General features: G+C 37.1%; 20 protein-coding genes. 3 read left to right on the top strand and 17 right to left on the bottom strand.

What is annotated here, in order from left to right:
• Nucleotides 1-13: 13 nt before the first annotated feature.
• Entirely contained in the window at nucleotides 14-1,750 is a 1,737-nt protein-coding gene (locus AC3WSO_RS16815; protein ID WP_492534395.1) for an HD-GYP domain-containing protein, read from the bottom strand.
• Between the two features lie 1,220 nt (nucleotides 1,751-2,970).
• Here AC3WSO_RS16815 and AC3WSO_RS16820 point away from each other — a divergent pair.
• Complete coding sequence (locus tag AC3WSO_RS16820) at nucleotides 2,971-4,392, top strand: S-layer homology domain-containing protein (protein ID WP_492532413.1); 1,422 nt, start codon at nucleotides 2,971-2,973, stop codon at nucleotides 4,390-4,392.
• Between the two features lie 26 nt (nucleotides 4,393-4,418).
• Here AC3WSO_RS16820 and recO read toward each other — a convergent pair whose 3' ends face one another.
• The 13 genes from recO to rpsU all read right to left on the bottom strand — a co-directional run bounded on the left by recO (nucleotide 4,419) and on the right by rpsU (nucleotide 16,407).
• Nucleotides 4,419-5,213: a DNA repair protein RecO gene (gene recO / locus AC3WSO_RS16825; RefSeq protein ID WP_492532415.1), complete on the bottom strand. Its 795-nt coding sequence runs from the start codon at nucleotides 5,211-5,213 to the stop codon at nucleotides 4,419-4,421.
• Between the two features lie 486 nt (nucleotides 5,214-5,699).
• Nucleotides 5,700-6,617 carry a GTPase Era gene (gene era, locus AC3WSO_RS16830; RefSeq protein ID WP_492532416.1) on the bottom strand — a complete coding sequence of 306 codons (918 nt, stop codon included), beginning with the start codon at nucleotides 6,615-6,617 and terminating at the stop codon, nucleotides 5,700-5,702.
• Entirely contained in the window at nucleotides 6,604-7,017 is a 414-nt protein-coding gene (locus AC3WSO_RS16835) for a cytidine deaminase (protein ID WP_142509859.1), read from the bottom strand. The genes era and AC3WSO_RS16835 overlap by 14 nt, the downstream gene beginning before the upstream one ends.
• A 442-nt stretch (nucleotides 7,018-7,459) precedes the next feature.
• Complete coding sequence (locus AC3WSO_RS16840) at nucleotides 7,460-7,810, bottom strand: diacylglycerol kinase family protein (protein ID WP_492532418.1); 351 nt, start codon at nucleotides 7,808-7,810, stop codon at nucleotides 7,460-7,462.
• Nucleotides 7,811-8,284 carry an rRNA maturation RNase YbeY gene (gene ybeY, locus AC3WSO_RS16845; RefSeq protein ID WP_079563471.1) on the bottom strand — a complete coding sequence of 158 codons (474 nt, stop codon included), beginning with the start codon at nucleotides 8,282-8,284 and terminating at the stop codon, nucleotides 7,811-7,813.
• Between the two features lie 8 nt (nucleotides 8,285-8,292).
• Nucleotides 8,293-10,413: an HD family phosphohydrolase gene (locus AC3WSO_RS16850; RefSeq protein ID WP_492532420.1), complete on the bottom strand. Its 2,121-nt coding sequence runs from the start codon at nucleotides 10,411-10,413 to the stop codon at nucleotides 8,293-8,295.
• Between the two features lie 260 nt (nucleotides 10,414-10,673).
• On the bottom strand, nucleotides 10,674-11,630 hold the full coding sequence (locus tag AC3WSO_RS16855; RefSeq protein ID WP_079563473.1) for a PhoH family protein: 957 nt from the start codon (nucleotides 11,628-11,630) through the stop codon (nucleotides 10,674-10,676).
• A gap of 2 nt (nucleotides 11,631-11,632) precedes the next feature.
• Nucleotides 11,633-12,751 (bottom strand): sporulation protein YqfD, encoded by a 1,119-nt coding sequence (locus AC3WSO_RS16860; RefSeq protein WP_492532422.1) that lies wholly within the window; start codon nucleotides 12,749-12,751, stop codon nucleotides 11,633-11,635.
• Nucleotides 12,741-13,001 carry a hypothetical protein gene (locus tag AC3WSO_RS16865; RefSeq protein ID WP_079563475.1) on the bottom strand — a complete coding sequence of 87 codons (261 nt, stop codon included), beginning with the start codon at nucleotides 12,999-13,001 and terminating at the stop codon, nucleotides 12,741-12,743. The genes AC3WSO_RS16860 and AC3WSO_RS16865 overlap by 11 nt, the downstream gene beginning before the upstream one ends.
• A gap of 55 nt (nucleotides 13,002-13,056) precedes the next feature.
• The gene (locus AC3WSO_RS16870; protein WP_492532424.1) at nucleotides 13,057-13,539 is read right to left on the bottom strand and encodes a YqfB family membrane protein; all 483 of its coding nucleotides are present in this window, start codon (nucleotides 13,537-13,539) and stop codon (nucleotides 13,057-13,059) included.
• A gap of 27 nt (nucleotides 13,540-13,566) precedes the next feature.
• A complete protein-coding gene (gene floA, locus AC3WSO_RS16875; protein ID WP_492532426.1) occupies nucleotides 13,567-14,571 on the bottom strand; it encodes a flotillin-like protein FloA in 1,005 nt (334 codons plus the stop codon).
• Between the two features lie 3 nt (nucleotides 14,572-14,574).
• Nucleotides 14,575-15,903 carry an NfeD family protein gene (locus AC3WSO_RS16880; protein WP_492532428.1) on the bottom strand — a complete coding sequence of 443 codons (1,329 nt, stop codon included), beginning with the start codon at nucleotides 15,901-15,903 and terminating at the stop codon, nucleotides 14,575-14,577.
• 330 nt (nucleotides 15,904-16,233) lie between these two features.
• Entirely contained in the window at nucleotides 16,234-16,407 is a 174-nt protein-coding gene (gene rpsU / locus AC3WSO_RS16885) for a 30S ribosomal protein S21 (RefSeq protein WP_004227078.1), read from the bottom strand.
• Nucleotides 16,408-16,630: 223 nt separating this feature from the next.
• On the opposite strand from rpsU, the gene AC3WSO_RS16890 reads away from it, so the two are divergent.
• Entirely contained in the window at nucleotides 16,631-17,968 is a 1,338-nt protein-coding gene (locus AC3WSO_RS16890; RefSeq protein WP_492532430.1) for a TrkH family potassium uptake protein, read from the top strand.
• A 25-nt stretch (nucleotides 17,969-17,993) separates the two neighbouring features.
• On the top strand, nucleotides 17,994-18,650 hold the full coding sequence (locus AC3WSO_RS16895; protein WP_492532431.1) for a potassium channel family protein: 657 nt from the start codon (nucleotides 17,994-17,996) through the stop codon (nucleotides 18,648-18,650).
• A 68-nt stretch (nucleotides 18,651-18,718) separates the two neighbouring features.
• Here the strand turns inward: AC3WSO_RS16895 and AC3WSO_RS16900 are convergent, their stop codons facing one another.
• The 3 genes from AC3WSO_RS16900 to AC3WSO_RS16910 all read right to left on the bottom strand — a co-directional run bounded on the left by AC3WSO_RS16900 (nucleotide 18,719) and on the right by AC3WSO_RS16910 (nucleotide 19,899).
• Nucleotides 18,719-19,288, bottom strand: coding sequence for a manganese catalase family protein (locus AC3WSO_RS16900; RefSeq protein WP_079563480.1), 570 nt, complete (start codon nucleotides 19,286-19,288; stop codon nucleotides 18,719-18,721).
• Between the two features lie 127 nt (nucleotides 19,289-19,415).
• On the bottom strand, nucleotides 19,416-19,679 hold the full coding sequence (locus AC3WSO_RS16905) for a spore coat protein CotJB (RefSeq protein WP_492532433.1): 264 nt from the start codon (nucleotides 19,677-19,679) through the stop codon (nucleotides 19,416-19,418).
• Nucleotides 19,672-19,899 (bottom strand): spore coat associated protein CotJA, encoded by a 228-nt coding sequence (locus AC3WSO_RS16910; protein WP_492532435.1) that lies wholly within the window; start codon nucleotides 19,897-19,899, stop codon nucleotides 19,672-19,674. Before AC3WSO_RS16910 ends, AC3WSO_RS16905 begins: the two co-directional genes overlap by 8 nt.
• Between the last annotated feature and the right edge of the window lie 213 nt (nucleotides 19,900-20,112).

The raw sequence follows: 20,112 nt of genomic DNA on the forward strand, positions 1-20,112 counted from the left end.
GACTCCCTCTAGTTTATATCTTTAATGATGAAAACAAACGCTCTTGCATCTTCTCCTCAAATGAAAACCTTTTCATATTCATGCCTACTAAGCTAATCAGTAAATCCTCAATATCTACAAGAGAATAAAAAAGAAACGTTCCTTCTCGCATTGGGCGAACTCTCTTATCGACTGTTAATTCATCCTCAATAAAGTAAGCTACATTTACGTTACAATGTTCCATTAATTGTGTAATACGCTGGTCATCATCTGGATTAATAAAAAACGGCACAATTTTATCAATATACAAAATACTTTGCACAAGTTTTATGAAAAAATTTTCACGAAGTGAAGTTTCCACAACTAATATAGTCGTTTTCTCATGCTGATAATCCATATACAATACGTTTAATTGCTCTTCTAATAGTTTCTTTAATATATTAATAGAATTCCTATATTTTGTAATATCCGTTTGAATTTCTCTTGTTAATAAACGTAAAATTCGAAAGGCAGGTAAAAATATTTTCAAAACAATTTCTTTAGGATGTAAATGATCTATTAATTTATTAAAATAGACTCTTAAGCTATTTTCGTCACAGCGAATTAATTGCTCTATAAATAAGTTAAAAATTTCTTCAAAGCTGTTTGCACGATAATCAATCATTTTCGCAATTTTCAAACTATAGTTTAAAGGTAAAATCAAAGACTTTTGTTCATCCAACAGCTTAACTTTAGGTAACGTCGGGAATAAATCGTAGACAAGTTCTACTCGCGCACTTCGATTATCAGATAATTGAACGACTGAGTTGACAGGATAAATCCCTAAGCACTCTACAAACTTGTGCATAAATTTCTCGTTATATAAATGTCGATCACGATATAAAACAGCTAATGCATCTGTTGCAGCATACCCCGAATGATATACACGCTTTGATGTCATCGCTGAATAAACATCAATAATTTGCAGTAATTGAACTCCCTTACACATATCATCCTCACAAAGCTGGTTCGGATAACCTTTACCCGCAAAGCGCTCATGATGATCACGAGCTAAATAGGCAATATCCTCTTCCCCATTCTCTATGAGTAGCTCATAACCTTTAGTTGTATGAGTTTTAACAATGTCAAACTCATCTTCCGATAATTTTCGTTTTAAATTTAAGATTTCTTGTGGAATAAATATCTTACCAATATCGTGGAACAAATAGCCTCTTGCTAGCATTTCAATATCCGTTAAACCTAAATAACGTGCAAAGATTGTACCTAATACAAAAACATCAAATGAATGAACAAAAGAATACTCATCCAATTCTTTTAATCTCATGAGTAATTCATAGCGATGTTTTTTTTCTAGAATTTTTTCAAACACACCTCGAACATAAGCAGTATCTTGGATGCTTTTTAAAATTTGACCATAGCGCAATTCATGCACAACATTCTCTAGTGTAGTCATAAAAAGGTTACTTACTGTTTCTTTATACTCATCTACCTCATCGTTTTTATCCATTAGTGGTGCAAATATATCCTCGTAATCCCTTGTACGTTGAACACTTAAATCATGAACAATTCGGACTGAATTAGTTGGTAAATATACAGATACTTCATCTACTTTTCTAAGTTTTAGTAAGGCAATAATTCGTTCCGTTAAAACTAGATCTTTTTTAGCTAGTAAACGATACTCAGAAAAAATATCTTCAGCTAAAACATCATTAGCTTCAATTTCATCAATACTTAACGTCACTTTTCTTAGCATATTTTTTGCCACATACACAGTATTCAAGCATAATGTGACTCCCTCCTTCTCCCATAAGACTGTGTTATTCTTCAATTATGCCTCGGCATAATTCGTCTGGAATCGGCTTTGTACTTGGGCCTTTATGAGTGCCGACAGGATGTAGGTCATATTCGGTAATATCACAGGACGTGCGTTTTTAGCGATGCAGGTCAGGTAGCCATTATCGCATGGATGCGATGATTTTAACCTAACATCCTTATTAGCTCCATTCCACTTCTGTGACATCCGCCGGAGGCCTTAATTTTTTTCACATTTATAGCTGACGCTTCACTTACGTTACATAAAACATCTGTAGCTGACGCTTTGCTTTCGCTCCATAAAATATCTGCTGAAAGAAGTTAAACCGCTTTTGCTGATAGAGGCGTGTTTTATATGGATGTCAGATTTATATAAATCAATCGGCCTAGTTTCAATAGGTACGAAACGTATAAATAATAAATATTAGTGTAAACATCTTCACCTATATTATTTACAATATCATAGATTAAAATACCTTTTCAACTAGTATATGGAACGTGAATGAATCGTTAATACTATGTTTATGTTAAAAACTATTTCTAAATTGGTATTTTATATCTAATATCATATTTCGAGAACAGCTATTAATTTTTAATATAAAAGTTATAAAGACCTAAATAAAATAACAAAAAAGGGCATTTTTATAACTCGTTGTTGAATTTATCTTAAATATAATATTTCTGTAAATTATAAAGGTTTAATCAATTCGACCAAAGGCTATTGGCAAAAAATCTAAACTAATATATAGCATTAATATTTTGACAAAATCACTACTCATTTTTCAATTTAGAAGGTAATTAATTATTTTTATGTATTTTACCCAACTTTTGTATCACTATTAAAAATCAGGTAAGGCATTTGTTTAATATGTATTTATCAAATATCCACCCCTATTCCCAATCAGCTCATCACACACCCCTAAAAGTGCTCAGTTGGAACTAAAATAATCTCTTTGCATGTGATGAACAAGACTTTTGCCATGTTAATTTTTAACAGTATAAAATTCCCTCTATTCTCATCTTCATCTTTTTGATATAAATAAAGTATTATAGTTAATCCCAAATGTTAAAATAACAATAATTTAACATTCCATAGAGGTTCCAACCTATTACATTCAACTGGATTGTAATAGGAATGTCCTAGCTATAAAATTTTTTATTTACTTTGGAGGAAATAGTTTGAAGACCAATCGTTTTTATCAAATTGCAATGGCATCAGCACTAGCAACAAGCGCTATTGTAATTGCCCCACAAGCACATGCAGCATCGGTGTTCCCCGATATAAATGCGTCAACTGAGGAAGGCAAAGCTATTATTAACTTGACTCAACGCGGCATTATATCAGGCTACCCAGATGGCACATTTAAACCTGCGAATCCAATCACTCGCACACAAGCAGCCAAAATTTTAGCTGGTATTTTAAAGCTAGATACGGTTCATGTAAAAAACCCTAATTTTAAGGATATAAAACCTGGCGATGCAAATTACGGTGCGATTGCTGCTTTAGCAAATGCAGGTATTATTAGTGGTTCTAATGGCTATTTCTACCCAACTAAAAATATTACACGTGGACAAATGTCAAAAATGATTGTTAAAGGCTTCAAATTACCAATCACAAACGGCATTAACATTCCTTTCGATGATGTCAATGAAGGCAGTGAATATGAACCATATATAAAAACACTATTTGCCAACAGCATCACAAAAGGTACGACTCCAACTACCTTTGGAACACAAACGAATGTAAAACGTTCCCAGCTAGCAACTTTTGTTGTACGTGCTGAAAATGCTTTAGGAAACGCTACCGTTTATGCTAGTCAATATAAGCAAGACTATATCTTCGCTTCTTATGGCGGTATAAATCCAGCAGATGATATCTTTACATGGGTTGAAGATGAAGAAGATTTTATGACTGAGTCCATTACAATTAAACCGTTAAAAGAAGGCACAGGAAAATTAGTTATTTCAGGTTATATGGATGATACTGAAGAATTCACGGATTTCTTTTACTTAGTTCATGTAAAGAAAGTAAATGGAAAGCTACAAACTACACTTGAAAAGGTGAAAGAAGAGGATTATGTAGAAAACTTACCGCTTAATTTAATGGAAAACAATTTAAAATTTGTTCCTACTGGGGTAAGTATTCAAACTGCAGATGGTCAAACATTATCTCCTGAATTATATAGTTTTAAATCAAGCAATAACTCAGCTACACTTTCTATTCATAAAAACGGGCAATATATCCTAACTTTCACTAATGGTACACAACAACAAACGATGGCTGCTGATGTTGATACGTATGATTTCGTACGTAGTATTGATTTGTATCAAGTTACAGATGAGTTAACGTTTTCAAGTAGCGATCTATCATTCGAGCCAACAAGTGTTGCCTTGGAAAAATTAAATCCTGGGCCAGCAGCTGTGAAAGCTTCAATAAAGGACAAGAAAGTAATTGTTACACCATTAACTGAGGGACCTGCTATTTTACATATTTCAGGTAAAAATGGCGAAACTTCTTACCTATATATTGAGTTTCTAAAAATCGCTAATAAATGGGCTGTTCATTACGAATTCATGGATGATGAAGAAGAAGAATATTAAAAAGTAAAAATGCCAGAAGATCATTGTTAATGGTCTTCTGGCGTTTTTTCTTGATCAGTACTTGTTCTTAACTGAAATTCAGGCGTTCTTTCAAGCTGTTCGATAAATTTTTTAGTCTTAAAACGAATTCCTGTTTGTTCCTCATAAATTGTAGTAATTATTTTTTTTATAAAATATTTTGTTTCCTTTTTTAATTCTAATTTCCCAATCTGGTCGATAGGTACAGTATAGAACATTCGGATAAGTTTAAGTTGGGTTGGTGTTAATCGAATGATATATGGATCATGCTGATAACAACGATGACATAAAAAGCCTCCCTGTACAAAAGAAAATGCAAATTCACCGTCCACTGCACTACAAGCAGCACAAGCATGTAATATAGGTTGTACACCTGTATAGGGTAGCATTTTCCATTCAACGAACAATGTAATGGCCTCCGGGTCATAACCTTCCTCAATTGCTTGTAATGCTTGAAGGAGCACATCAAATGCAAGTGGCTCAGGTTTCCCCTCTTCTACTACACGCTCGATAAGTTCCATTATATAACTTGCATATGCCGTTGCCATTATATCCTCACGAATATGACGCATTGAATTTAGGTGCTCACCTTGTTGCAACGTACCCATACCAGTATGATGTTGTACCATAAACATGCCATATGTAAATGGCTGTGTCACAGACGCTAGTCTACTAGAAGGCTTCTTCGCTCCTCGAGCCATCGTTGCAACCTTCCCTGCTTCTCTTGTTAGTAATGTTACAATTTTATTTGATTCTCCATAGGCACGCACCTTTAGGACAATCCCTTCCCATTTATGAAGCATAGATTCCCCTCCTTTCTACAAGCTTCGCATGAAAATAGAGCTGTCCAATATGCTATTGGACAGCTCCATATCAATTATGCCTCGGCATAACTGCTTCCGGAGGCTTTAGGCCAACACGATGTTGTTTGCGCGAATGCGTAGCGGCAGCAACATGATGTTTTTTGTGCGAAAGCGCAGTGCTAACGTAGCGGCAGCAACATGATGTTGTCACTCAGTCGTTGCCACAGGACGTAGCGTTCTTAGACTGAGCTCCTCTATTTCAGCGGGGGTCTTGGCACCCACTGCGCTTAAATTCGCATTCATCTCACCACCTATAGAGGTGGGAGACATCTGTAACTGTCGTTTCACTTACCTTACAAAAGACATCTGTAGCTGGCGCATTGCTTTCGCTACATAAAACATCACCTGCTGCTTAGCTTTCAGTACAAAAGCTGAAAGAAGTTAAAACTACAGCGACAAATAGGTATAGCTTAACAGCATATCCTATTAATATTCATCATCACGGAAACCGAAGTCACGTAAATGCGTTGATTTATTTCGCCAATCCTTTTGCACCTTTACCCAAAGCTCTAAATACACTTTTGAACCAAGAAGCATCTCAATATCTTTTCTTGCACGTATCCCTACTTCTTTTAATAGCGCACCACGTTTACCAATGACAATCCCTTTTTGCGAATCTCTTTCCACGATAATCGTTGCTGCTACACGAATTTTATCTTCATTTTCTTCATCACGACGAATTTTATCAATCACAACAGCAATGGAATGAGGTATTTCTTCGCGTGTTAAATGTAACACCTTTTCACGAATTAACTCTGAAATAATGAAACGTTCAGGATGATCCGTTACTTGATCTGCTGGATAATATTGCGGACCCTCAGGTAAATATTTCGTTATTGTCGTTAATAAATCTTCTACATTATTCCCTTGTAATGCTGAAATCGGTACTATTTCAGCAAAGTCATAACGGTCTTTGTAACTTTCAATAATCCCTATTAATTCATCGGGATGAATTTGATCGATTTTATTGATTACCAAGAATACAGGCGTTGGATTACCCGCCAGCATTTCAAGGATAAATTCGTCACCCTTTCCAAGTTTCTGCTCTGCATTAACCATGAACATAATAACATCCACTTCACGCAATGTATTTTTAGAAACCTTTAACATAAAATCCCCTAGCTTATGCTTCGGCTTGTGGATTCCTGGCGTATCTATAAAAATCATTTGGCTATCATTTGATGTTAGTACACCTTGTACTTTATTTCGTGTTGTTTGTGGCTTATCACTCATAATCGCAATTTTTTGACCAATAACACGGTTTAAAAATGTTGATTTCCCAACATTCGGTCGACCGATTATGGAGATAAAACCTGACTTATAGCCATTATTATTTCCCAGCATTCTCTAAATCCTCCGTTGTAAATGCAAACGGTAGTAATTCGCCTACAGACGTTACCGTGACATCACCTTTTAAATTTGTTAAATATACAGGCATAGACGGCTTGCAAAACTCCATCATCACTTGACGACAAGCTCCGCATGGCGCACATGGTCCATCCGTATCAGCTACAATAGCAATCGCCTCAAAATCATAAATACCTTCTGACACAGCTTTGAAAAATGCTGTACGCTCAGCACAATTTGTCATACTATAGCCTGCATTTTCAATATTGCAGCCATGAATGACCTCTCCATTTTTCGTTAAAATTGCCGCGCCAACTTTAAATTTTGAGTAAGGTACATAAGCCTTTTCACGCGCTTTTTTTGATTCTTCTAGTAATGCATGCATATCAATTGTCATCAATGTTCACCTCTACATAATCAATTTCGCCTCGGCGTAATTTCGTCCGGATTTTGAATTGTGCCTAAACCTATACGAGGTCGGTCATTTCGGTAATGCCACAGGAAGTGGCGTTTTTACCGATGCAGGTCAGTTAGCCGTTTTCGCAGGATGCAAAGTTGTTAGGCTAACATCCTTTGTACATTCCTTTCAAAATCCGTGACATCCGCCGGAGGCTTTATCTTCATTAATGAAGATAAATAGCTCATCACCTTAAAGCTTGGTTGATATCCGTTTCGGCTGGGCAATGTCCTAAGAGCGTCAGATGAGCCCCAAGGAGTTGCCCAACCTCCACTCCAATCAAATTATAATTCATACAAATGACATCCCAAACTTTTGGTGAGTCTAATAAATCATAAATTCTTTAGCACAATTGCTACTACTTCATGACCGAATAGTAGTATTAAAACCATTTAGGTATAAATATGAGTAATCCGATTATAGCACTGAATATCGCAAATACAAGTACTGCACCTGCAGCAAGATCTTTCGCCTGCTTAGCAAGCGGATGGATCGTAGGTGAAGCTATATCAACTACTCGTTCAATCGCTGTATTAATCATTTCAAGTGCAAACATAAGAGCAATTAATAACAATATAATATACCATTCTATACGTGATAAACCCGTATAATAGCCAGCAATCAAAACTATTACCGCACTAAGTAAGTGGGATTTAAAATTTTGCTCCGCACAGGCTGTAATAATACCTTTAAAGGCATACCCAAAAGAGCGTACAAATTTGCGAACATTCATCTATTCTCGTCCTAAGCCGAAAGATTGTAAAATCTCATCCTGCTTACCGAACATCACCTTTTCATCTTCTGGCACCATATGATCATAGCCAAGTAAATGTAAGAAACCGTGGACTGCTAAAAAGCCTAATTCTCGCTCGAATGTATGCCCATATTCCGCTGCCTGTTCTTTTGTACGATCTGTCGAAATAATAATATCTCCTAATATACGAGGCATCCCTTCAAATGTTACTTCCATTTCTCCCTCACCTAATTCCTCCAGGGCAAATGAGATAACATCTGTCGGTTGATCCTTGTCACGATATTCTCGGTTTATTTCTTGAATCGCTTCATTTGTAACGAACGTCACTGACACTTCCGTTTCCGGCTCAATATTCTCTAGTTTCGCAGCTAGCTGCAAAAGCTTTTCAACAAGCTCCATATGCTCAGTAGCCACTTCATTTGTTTCATCTGTAAAATCAATTGTTAAAATCATAGATCCTCCTACTTATCTGCCTTTGGATATTCAATTCGTGAGTGGAAAATTCCATTCAACGTTTCACAAAGTACTTTCTCTATACATTTTAACTCTTTTATCGAAATATCGCATTCATCAAACTGACTGTCTTGTACTCGATCATCAATAATTGCTCGTACCAACTTTTGAATTTTCTCTGCATTCGGTTCCTTCATCGACCGAACCGCTGCCTCAACGCTATCTGCAACACTAATAACTGCCGCTTCCTTCGTTTGTGGTTTCGGACCTGGATATCTGTACGTTGTATCATCTAAGCATTTTCCTTCTTCCTTCGCTTTAAAGTAGAAGTATTTTAGCAGACTAGATCCGTGATGCTGCAAGGCAATATCAATAATTTCCTGCGGCATCTTATAGCGTTTTAGCATTTCAGCCCCATCAGTAGTATGCGCAATAATAATTTCCGCGCTTTTTTCCGGAGACAATGAATCATGGGGATTAATACCAGACATTTGATTCTCGATGAAAAAGGCAGGACGCTTCGTTTTGCCAATATCATGATAATAGCATCCTACACGAGCTAGTAATCCATCTGCTCCAATTTCCTCACATGCAGCCTCCGCTAAGTTCGCCACCATAACACTATGATGATATGTTCCCGGAGCCTCCATTAGTAATTTTTTCAGCAATGGATGGTTCGGGTTCGATAATTCAATTAAACGCAACGACGACAATAAGCTAAATGCTGATTCAAAGAATGGTAAGAGACCCATTGTAAGAGCTCCTGATAATAAAGCCGATATCATTGCCGCGATAAAGTAAAACACTAACTCTGACAAGCCGTAGGAAGATTGTGTCATCAGTAAATAAAATGCAATGAATAACATATTTACGAGCCCTATAATACCTACAGTATGTAGAATATGCGAACGCTTTTCCATACTTTGCAAAAAGAACAAACTCGCAAATCCTCCAAAAATTATATACAGTGTAATTTCCATCTGCATAACAGATGAATAACCCTCTTGGAATATAACACCCGCAGATGCTGCTGTCATAACCGTAATAAGAACTGCAGCACGGTCATCTGCTAATAACCGTACTAACATTGTTGCCAAAGCTGTTGGGAAAAGGAAGGCAATCGTAACATCGAAACCTCCTGAGACTAGGCTAATAAATTTCATCAGCAAGATCGATAAACTATAAACAATTACTGTCACCAACAGGGCATTACGTTTTTTGTATTCATCTATATGCCAGCGTTCGAATAAAACAAACATGAACATCATTTCAAGAAGTATTAAAATAATCAGCCCTGCAATCGGTTTCATCGATGCCTTATTACTTACCATACCTAGAAGCTCTAATTGACGGAACGCCTCATTATCAATAATTTGCCCTTCCTGTACGATGATTTGTCCTTGAAGAATTCGAGTTGGTTCAACTGATTCCTTCACTTGTTCCTTTCGAATTTTCGTTTGTTCCTCGTTTATCGTCTCGTTTTCAATAATACTCGTACGACCAATTAAAACTACCGTATTAAATATTTTATCAGGATATCCTCGTTGTCCACGAATTTTTGTCTCAAAATCATTTTGAGACGCAAACACATTTTCAGATCGAATGGATTTTTGTAAGTATTCCTGTACGAGTTTTGATAGTTGGGTACTTGTTCTTTTTAAATCCGCTTCACTTTGTACTAACAATCCTTCTAGTTGTGAATCAGTGAAGACAATGGGCATTTGCTCTGAATCTATAGATTCAAGTTTTTTACGAAGCTGCGCCACTTGATCGACAACAGGAATAGGTTCTTTGCTACTCTCAACATCTGCCTTTACCTCAAGAACATAGTCGAATAAAGACGTTACAATCGAAGCTCGCTGTTTAGCAACATCCGCAGAAAATTGATAGACTGGTGCAACTGCATTTGTTGCTTTTTCTCGTTCCTGTTGCGTTTTATAAGTATCTTCTAGCGTTTTAGTAGATCGTACTGTTTCAGGCGCTAACTGTAATGGTTTAAAATCATATGTAACACCTTTAACATTGCCATACATAAAAGTAAATTGTAGGGCTCCTGTTAAGATGAGAACGACAATTAAAAAGTAGCGAAAGCCAATAAGTTCTGTAATTTTTTTTAATTGTTTCTCCATCTTGCACCTCCTCTATCTACCTTCTATCATACCAATTCAAAAAACATTTTTCCCGAAAAATGTATAAGAAAGTAAAAAAACAGCTATACACATCGTATAGCCGTCACAAATTTTTCCATTTTTAAACCATATTCTATTTGTTCTATCTTTTATATCCGTGACTAAGCTTTTAACGCAGACTTTTTAAAGCCTGTTGCTCCTGTCGTTACGTTTCACTACACTTTCGGTGCAGACTTTAATATGGCCGCTTAGCAGTTATACTAGAGTTGCTGCTCTTCGTAGGCTTGGATGATTTTCGCTACGATTGGGTGGCGTACTACATCACCTTGTTCTAAAATTTGGAAATGTATAGATTTTACGTACTTTAATGTTCGTTCTGCTACGATTAATCCAGATTCCATATTCTTTGGTAGGTCAATTTGTGTTTTGTCGCCGGTAATGACCATTTTTGAGCCAAATCCTAGTCGCGTTAAAAACATTTTCATTTGCTGATGTGTCGTATTTTGAGCTTCATCTAAAATAACAAAGGCATCATCTAATGTGCGGCCACGCATATATGCTAAAGGTGCAATTTCTATTGTGCCTCTTTCAATAAGCCTTTGTGTTTGTTCTGATCCGTAAATATCGTTTAAAGCATCATAAAGAGGGCGTAAATAAGGATCAACCTTTTCCTTCAAATCCCCCGGAAGAAAGCCTAGAGACTCTCCTGCCTCTACTGCAGGGCGTGTTAAAATAATACGCTTAACGTGCCCGTTTTTTAGCGCCTGTGTTGCCATGACTACCGCTAAATACGTTTTCCCAGTACCAGCTGGTCCGATACCAAAAACAACGTCCTTATGACGGATTGCTTGTATGTATTCCCGTTGACCTATTGTCTTTGCACGAATAGGCTTACCTTTCGTCGTGCGAGCTATTTCTTCATCATAAAGTTCTGCAAAGTATTCAATCGTTCCTTTTTGTGTCATTTCAATTGCTGTTGCAACATCCCGCTGATCAATATTAATCCCTTTACGAATGACCTTTAAAAGAGCATGTAAAAGGAATGTTGCTTGTTCCTTTGCATCCTCTTCACCAGCAAGCTGAATTTGTTCACCACGTGTAATAATGTGGACTTTTAGAGCCTCTTCGATTAATTTCATATTTGCATCGGAAATTCCGAGTAGCATGACCGCTTCGTTTGGATTATCCACTTGTAATACAGTTAAATGTTCTGACATAATCATTCTCCTTGTAGGCCTTGTATTGGACTGGCAATGTTTTCATTGACTAAAAATAGAACTTTCCCTTCAACTGTACCATTCCCCCACTTTACCTGTAAAAGGTTTTCTTTTTTTATAACCGTTTTCGCAGGTAGTGAACGAATTACCTTTTCATGAAGCAATGGTATGAGCAATGAATCTATTTTGGATTCATTAAGCTCTACTTGTACTTTTTTTGTGTACTGCTCCTCAACAACCGAAACATATGGATTGAGCCAATCAGGTAAATCTTTCTTTTGCACATAGTCAACTTTATCTTTTTCTTCATGAATGCCTCTCACTAATACACGCCACTGCTTTTGTTGTAGCGTTTCCATCGTTAGTTTTGTTGGAATTTTAAATGAACATTCAAGCCAATAATCTGCGTAAACTTCTCCCTTAGCCCCAACAAAGACTTGATCTTCACCACTTTCAATAACGCCACTTACGAGAACATCACCTTCGTAAGCCGTATCGTTAACTGAAATTTTCCGTTCTCCATTTTGAATATTAAAGTGAGTAATTACACCGCTTTTTGTTGCTACTAAATGCTCCGCTAACTTTTCATTCGTTTGTTTAGTTTGTTTTGGGGACTCCTGAGGTCGTAAAATTACACGTCCACCGTACTTTTCAATATGCACCCACGAAAGGTCTCGATGCCCTTCTAATAGCTTCTGTCGCATGACAGCATCTGAGGGTAAGTTTTTTTTAGAAATGGGTGTTTCTAATTGAAATGTATCTTGAAAGGTCTTTCCTAGACGTTCCTCTAACTCCGGTGTCGCAGCTTTAATATCAATCCGCCAAATAACCTGCGCACATAGTAATGGTATTAATATCATCAACGCTAGGCCAAGCAAAGTCCAAAGCTGCGCTCGAAAAACTTGAAGTTCATCTGCATAATAGATTGCCATTTTAAGTCGGTAACGACTACGCACACGGCGAATCTTTGGTAGATAATGCATAGTTGTTTCAAAGACAACCTCTTGCTCACGAAAAACGACACGCTTTAATGGTACATGTTGCGCATGCAATGCTTGAATAAAAGGATGAACATTTTCATGGCGCTTTATACGTATGATAATTGGCCGATTATTCCACATTATCGCTCACACCCATATTCTTTGTCATTTTCATCTGAAGCTCCTGTAAATCCTCTACAGAAAGATGTAGCATATCTTCTTTAAGAGCATTTATTTCCACTGATTTTCCACGCACAGTAATATGATAGTCTGCATAGATAAAAGAGCACGATGAAGCATCAGCATGTAGAAAACGATATGGGCCAATGATTTTTAATGTTTCATATTGTAATAATTCAAGTAGTGGCGTTAATTGAAATAGTTTTCTCATAAAAAAATGCCTCCTTCTTCGGCAATATATGCATCGAAAAAGGAGGACATGCTAGTTATTTTCTTTTTGCTTTTGGAGGACCTAAAACTTCTGCCATTACAACAGCCTGCATGAATGATTTTTTTGATGTCGGTAATTGAAAAGCCAATTGTGGCTCAGCTACTCCCTCGACTTTTTTTCCAGCTGCCAAACGGCCAATACTTTCTCTATTCGAAGTACGACCCATTTTCTCAGTCGGGACTAAAGAAGGAGCTACATAGCTCGGTGTTTTTTCAATTACTGTTTTTTCGACATTTTTTTTCGGCTCTTCGAATTGGGGCTGTTCATTTTCCCATTCACCTAAAAATCCACGTGCAAAATCCTCAAAACTCTGTGGTTTAGATTGTTGCTGTTGCGTCACCTCTGCTCTTTTTATAACAGGAGGCTCTACTTGTGAATCCTTGTTAAAAGGAGGCATTGGCTTTTGTTCTTTCTTTTTTGATTTACCGAAAATAGAGCTGACTATGGCAATGATCACAAATATAATTAATTGTTCCATTTATTAGCACCGCTCCTTTCAGTTTTTTTATTGGTTAGATTCATTAGTTTCTGATTTATCTGAGCCTACTTTAGAAATAGAGTCTCGCATCGCTGTATCTGCTTGAATGTTGCGGTAGTTCATGTAATCCATAATACCAAGATTACCCGAGCGTAGAGCCTCTGCCATTGCCTGTGGTACTTCAGCTTCAGCTTCTACTACTTTCGCTTTCATCTCTTGTACGCGTGCAATCATTTCTTGCTCGTTCGCTACAGCCATTGCACGACGTTCTTCAGCCTTCGCTTGGGCAATATTTTTATCAGCCTGCGCTTGTTCAATTTGTAATTCAGCACCGATGTTTTTGCCGATGTCAACATCAGCAATATCGATCGATAGGATTTCAAATGCTGTACCTGAATCTAGACCTTTTGATAAAACAGTTTGAGAAATCATATCAGGGTTTTCTAAAACTTCTGTATGATGCTCAGCCGAACCAATTGTCGAAACGATCCCCTCACCTACACGAGCAATAACCGTTTCTTCACCAGCACCACCGACTAAACGCTCAATGTTTGCTCGTACAGTAATACGTGCCTTCGCTTTTACTTCAATCCCGTTCATCGCAACACCTGAAATAAATGGTGTTTCAATGACTTTCGGGTTAACAGACATTTGTACCGCTTCTAATACGTCACGTCCCGCTAAATCAATAGCTGCACAACGTTCAAATGATAACTCAATATTTGCACGATGAGCCGCGATTAACGCATTTACTACACGGTCAACATTACCACCTGCTAAATAGTGACTTTCAAGTTGATTGATTGTAACAGGTAATCCTGCTTTATGTGCTTTTATTAATGGGTTCACGATTCGTGATGGGATTACACGACGTAAACGCATACCGATTAATGTGAAAATACTAACACGGACACCTGCAGCAAGTGCAGAAATCCATAGCGCCACTGGTACAAAGGTAAAGAATACCGCGACTACAATGAATAATAAGACTAGCCCTGCAATTGGACCTATTAAACCTAAATCAATACCCATTTGCTATTCCTCCATCTCTTTTTCTGTTCGTCTCACAACAATTCGTGAGCCCTCTACTTTAATAACTTCTACATGATTACTAGCATCAACATAGCCACCTTCCGATACTACGTCAATGCGTTCACTACCAAATAACATTGTACCCGCAGGACGAAGTGGTGTAATCGCTTTACCCACTTTTCCAAGCAGCTCTGTGCGATTCACGTTAGATACATAGCCCTCTTCCGTCGTTGTCGCATCCTTCAAGACAAGCTTGTTAAAAACATGCAATTTTTTACCGAAAAATTTCATCAAGATCACCATTCCTATTATCGCTACAACAAATGCAATGAAAATCGCTATAATCATTTGCATCATGTTTGCACCTGCCAGTATTAGACTTAGTAATATTAGCGCACCACCTAAAATACCAACAATACCACCTGGGACAAAAAACTCCGCTATAATAAGCGCTAAACCTACAATAAATAAAAGTAATGTCTCATAACCTGCCAAGCCCGCCACCATATGACCGAAGAAAAATAATCCTAGCGCTGACAATCCCATTATACCCGGAACACCAAAACCTGGCGAATATAGCTCAACTACAAGCCCCAAGCTTGCAATCGACAATAAAATCGGAACGATAATCGGATTGGTAATAAAACGCGCAAGTTTTTCAGCAAAAGTAGGTTCAATCGGAACGATGTCACGCTCATCTATTTGCGTTGCTTTTAAAAGATCCTGGAAATTTGTAACCGTTCCATTTGAATAACCAACTTTTTCTGCCTCAGAAGCTGATAACGTTAATAAATTCCCTTCTCCTGCTCGAAATTCTGGTATATCAACAGATACATCAGCCATTGCTCGTGCATATTTTGGATTGCGATTTTTTGATTCAGCAGCTGCCTCCATTTGAGCAACCCATGCACTATGAGCCTTTAAATCTGCTGCATTTCCTGCTGAATCAATAACTGCAGCCGCCCCGATCGTTCCATTTGGCACCATGTAGATTTCATCCGCATGTAAGGCTAAAAAGGCACCTGCAGAATGAGCATCTTTGTTAATGTACGCAATTTTACGTATATCGGTTGCATCCATAAGCAACGCAATATCACCTGCTGCATTCACAAAACCACCAGGTGTGTGAATGTCCAAAATAATCGCTTCTGCATTGTTTTCTTCCGCCTCTTTAAAAGCTCGTTCTAAAAATGCGTGAAGTCCTCTTTCTACTTCATTATGAATTGGTATGTGGTAGACCTTGCTACTTGCAAAAGCAGACGTTAATGGAAACGCTAACAAAAATGTCATCCAAATAACTAGTAAGTAGCTGAGGATTCTTCGTCTTCGCATCTTTTTCCCTCCCTTCTAACATGCTTCTCTTCTGTATATACGACCGACCATGCAAAAAGTTTCATAAATCCTAATAATTTTATTATACATTGAATTATTAACTTATGTGGCCCTAATAACCGGATATAACTTCTACAATAAGTATGTAACATAAAAGCCGAATGAATCACAAAGATCACATTCGGCTTCTCCAATATGTACGTAAATTTGAGCTAAAGTAAAATACCTGAAACTAATCGACATGCGATTAATTTCAGGTATATTTTTGTCTGCTCAGTGAATCATACAATTGCGTGTTATGAACGTAGGGATTTTTAATGGGAAATTAAATTACCACTTACGTTTACGTGCAGCTTCTGATTTCTTTTTACGTTTTACGCTAGGTTTTTCGTAGAACTCGCGCTTTCTAACTTCTTGAATTGTACCACTTTTTGATACAGTACGTTTGAAGCGGCGAAGAGCATCTTCAAGCGATTCGTTTTTGCGAACGACAGTTTTTGACATCTCTCTTTCCCTCCCTCCGAACACACGTCAATACACAAATAGGCTAATAACCATTTGCTGTGTACTAAAGAATTATAACGTATTGTCTAAAAATGGTCAATAGAAAGTGTACGAATTAATCTGGTGAATTTTTGGTTTTATTCCCTTAAGAATTTTTAGCTCACTTTTGGACAACAATAAACAAATAAATTTTATTAATTATAGGTTCAATGAGGAGAATAAAATGAAAATAATTATCAATAAATTAAATCCTCCAAAAGCACTTGTTTTGGGCTTCGCCATCATCATTTTAATCGGAACATTTTTCTTAACGCTCCCCGTTGCAACGGTCGATGCTAATGGTCTTTCATTTTTAGATGCTCTATTTACCGCTACCTCTGCTACTTGTGTAACAGGACTGGTTGTTGTAGATACCGGCGATACATTTTCGATATTTGGAGAATTAGTTATTCTTTTTCTTATTCAAATTGGCGGATTGGGCTTTATGACATTTGCGACGTTATTATTTTTACTATTAGGAAAAAAAATTTCTTTAAAAGAACGACTTTTGTTAAAAGAGGCATTTAATAACGTTACAATTGCTGGCCTAGTTAAATTAGTTAAAAGGATCCTGTTATTTACTGCTTTAATTGAATTAATAGGTGGCTTCATTCTATCTATTCGTTTTTCGTTCGATATGCCTGTAGGTAAAGCCTTTTACTTCGGATTTTTCCATGCCATCTCGAACTTTAATAATGCTGGGTTCGATATAATGGGTAACTTTAAGAGCTTAACAGAGTATGCAGATGATCCTTTCGTCGTATTCACTATTTGTGCACTTATTACGATTGGGGGCTTAGGATTTATTGTTATTAATGAACTATTTGAATACCGTGGAACAAAACGACTTTCAGTGCATACAAAAATTGTTTTAACTACAACATTTATTTTAACAATCGGCTCGACGCTATTAATTTTCTTATTTGAATACAACAATAGTAAAACCATTGGCCCACTATCTGAATGGGGCAAAATTCTTGGTTCATTATACCAAGCCGTTACACCTAGAACTGCTGGCTCTAATACCCTCCCTATTGGTGATTTAACACATTCAACATTATTTTTAATCATTTGGTTAATGTTCATCGGAGGAGGTTCTGGATCAACTGCTGGAGGTATTAAAATAACAACTTTCGCTGTTTTAGTTGCTGCGATGTGGTGTCAAATGAAAGGGAAAGAAGATGTGGTGCTTTTTAGGCGTAGAATTGTTAATGAAACGATTTTGAAAGCATTAACAGTTACAATGTGTGGAATGATGATTGTCGTACTTGTTACCATCGTCTTAAGTCTTATTGAACAACGTCATAGTTTTATGATGTATTTATTTGAGGCTACCTCTGCATTCGGAACAGCTGGACTTACAATGGGGCTAACTCCCGAGCTATCAACCAGCGGCCGTCTTCTGATTATATTAACAATGTTTGTAGGAAGATTAGGCCCCTTAACAATTGCTTTTGCCATTACAAGTCGTCGAAAAACGGAGGCTTTCCGTCATCCAAAAGGAAAGATTATGATTGGCTAACTATGATAAAGGAGCGATGCATACAATGACGATCAAACAATATGCAGTTATAGGTCTAGGTAGGTTTGGTGTAAGCGTAGCCCGCAAATTATATGAATCTGGGAGTGAAGTTTTAGGAATCGATATTAATGAGGAAAAAGTCGAAGATGCTGAATCTTATGTTACACACGCAGTAGTTGCTGATACGACAGAAGAAAAAGCACTTAACTCCATTGGAATTAGAAATTTCGATTGTGTCATTGTCGCTATAGGCATTGATATGCAATCAAGTATTTTAACGGTCTCATTATTAAAGGAGATAGGCATAAAAAAAATAATTGCAAAGGCTCTCGGAAAAAGACATGGACAGGTTTTAGAAAAGGTTGGAGCTGATTTGGTTATTTACCCTGAAAGAGATATGGGTGAGCGGGTAGCAAATCAGCTTCTTTCACCCAACTTGCTGAATTATATTGAATTATCAAAGGAGTACAGCATAGAGGAAATTATGATTCCTTCTAAAATGGCCGGACACAGTTTACGGGATTTAGACATTCGTTCGAAATATAATGTCAGTGTTATTGCCATAGTTCGGGATGGTAACATTACCATCTTACCCCCTCCTGATCAGATTATTGAAGAAAGCGATCTATTAGTTATGATTGGCCATAGAAAGGATCTTACTCTATTTTCAAATGTTGAATAGATAAAAGGCAAAATATCGAAGGTTGTGTCCAAGGATGATTTTCTCCTTGAAACAGCCTTCGTTATTTTTCAGAAGATTTTCTTGCTATCCCTATCGTCTTTTAAAATCTCTACAGCTTCTCTGAAACGTTGAGAATGAACGACTTCTCGTTCACGTAAAAATTTCAAGCTATCATTTAAATCAGTGTCATCTGATAAATCAATAATCCACTGATATGTCGCCCTTGCTTTTTCTTCAGCTGCAATATCCTCATATAAATCAGCAATCGGATCCCCTTTAGCCTGAATATAAGTTGCCGTAAACGGTGATCCAGCTGCATTCTGATAAAATAATGCCCTGTCATGATTGACATAGTGTTCTCCCAAACCTGCCTCTTTTAGCATCTCTGGAGTAGCATCCTTCGTCAGTTTATAAATCATCGTGGCAATCATTTCTAAGTGAGAAAACTCTTCTGTCGCTATATCAGTTAACAGTCCAACTACTTTATCGGGAATCGTATAGCGCTGATTCATATATCGAAGTGCCGCTGCTAATTCCCCGTCTGCACCTCCATACTGCTCAATTAAATACTTTGCCAGCATAGGGTTGCATGTACTAACTCTTACTGGATACTGGAGCTTTTTTTCATAGTACCACAAAAATAGTTCCTCCTAGTTACTCATAATCAATTATACCTCGGCATAAATGCAATTCAGAATCGGCTTTGGACGTGCACAAAAAACTCCTAATACATTTGGCAGCCGACGTTTCACTCTTAATAAAAAGTTAAACTTGCCATGGCCAAGGTGTATCTATCCAATTAAATGGATAATTTGAATAACTTCTCCCAAAATTCATAAGCGGACCAAATTTCTGTTCAAATTCAACCTTAAGTCGCATACTGATTTCAGTGTTTTCGTTAAATTGCTGAATAGCATCAAAATCGTGAGGATGAGTATCTAAATAAAGATTTAATTCCACTAGTACAAAATCAATGGCTTGTATTTCTTCAAGTAGCGTATAAAATTCAGGTGGCATCTCCTTACTCATTCTTTATCCCTCCTTGTTGGGGATTTGGATAGGGGCTAAATAATTGAGGCCATAACGTGCCAGATCTGAGAGCTTCTCTAGGGGTTGGGTATTGCGGTAGCCCAGGCGGTTGAAAACCCATATATAATTGAGGCGGTGTTGAAAAGCTTTTAACCCTTATAGGTGGACATGGGTCGAATGGACTAACATAAGGCTTCCAATACTTATATTGAGTAAACATTGTATCCTCCCTTCTGTATCAATTACATCAGTGGAGTATATGAGGTAGATTTAATTTTTATTCAGACCTGTTACGATATGGAAAAAGTCACATTGTTATGGAACTATGTATCGAATTTGTTTTCAAACTAGCAAGTAAAAACTTGATCTAATCTAAAATAAAGGATGTTGGAAAACTGTTTTATCTGTAGTCCCTTATTATCATAGGAAATAA

Source organism: Lysinibacillus sp. EB106-09-02-XG168 (assembly GCF_058791475.1).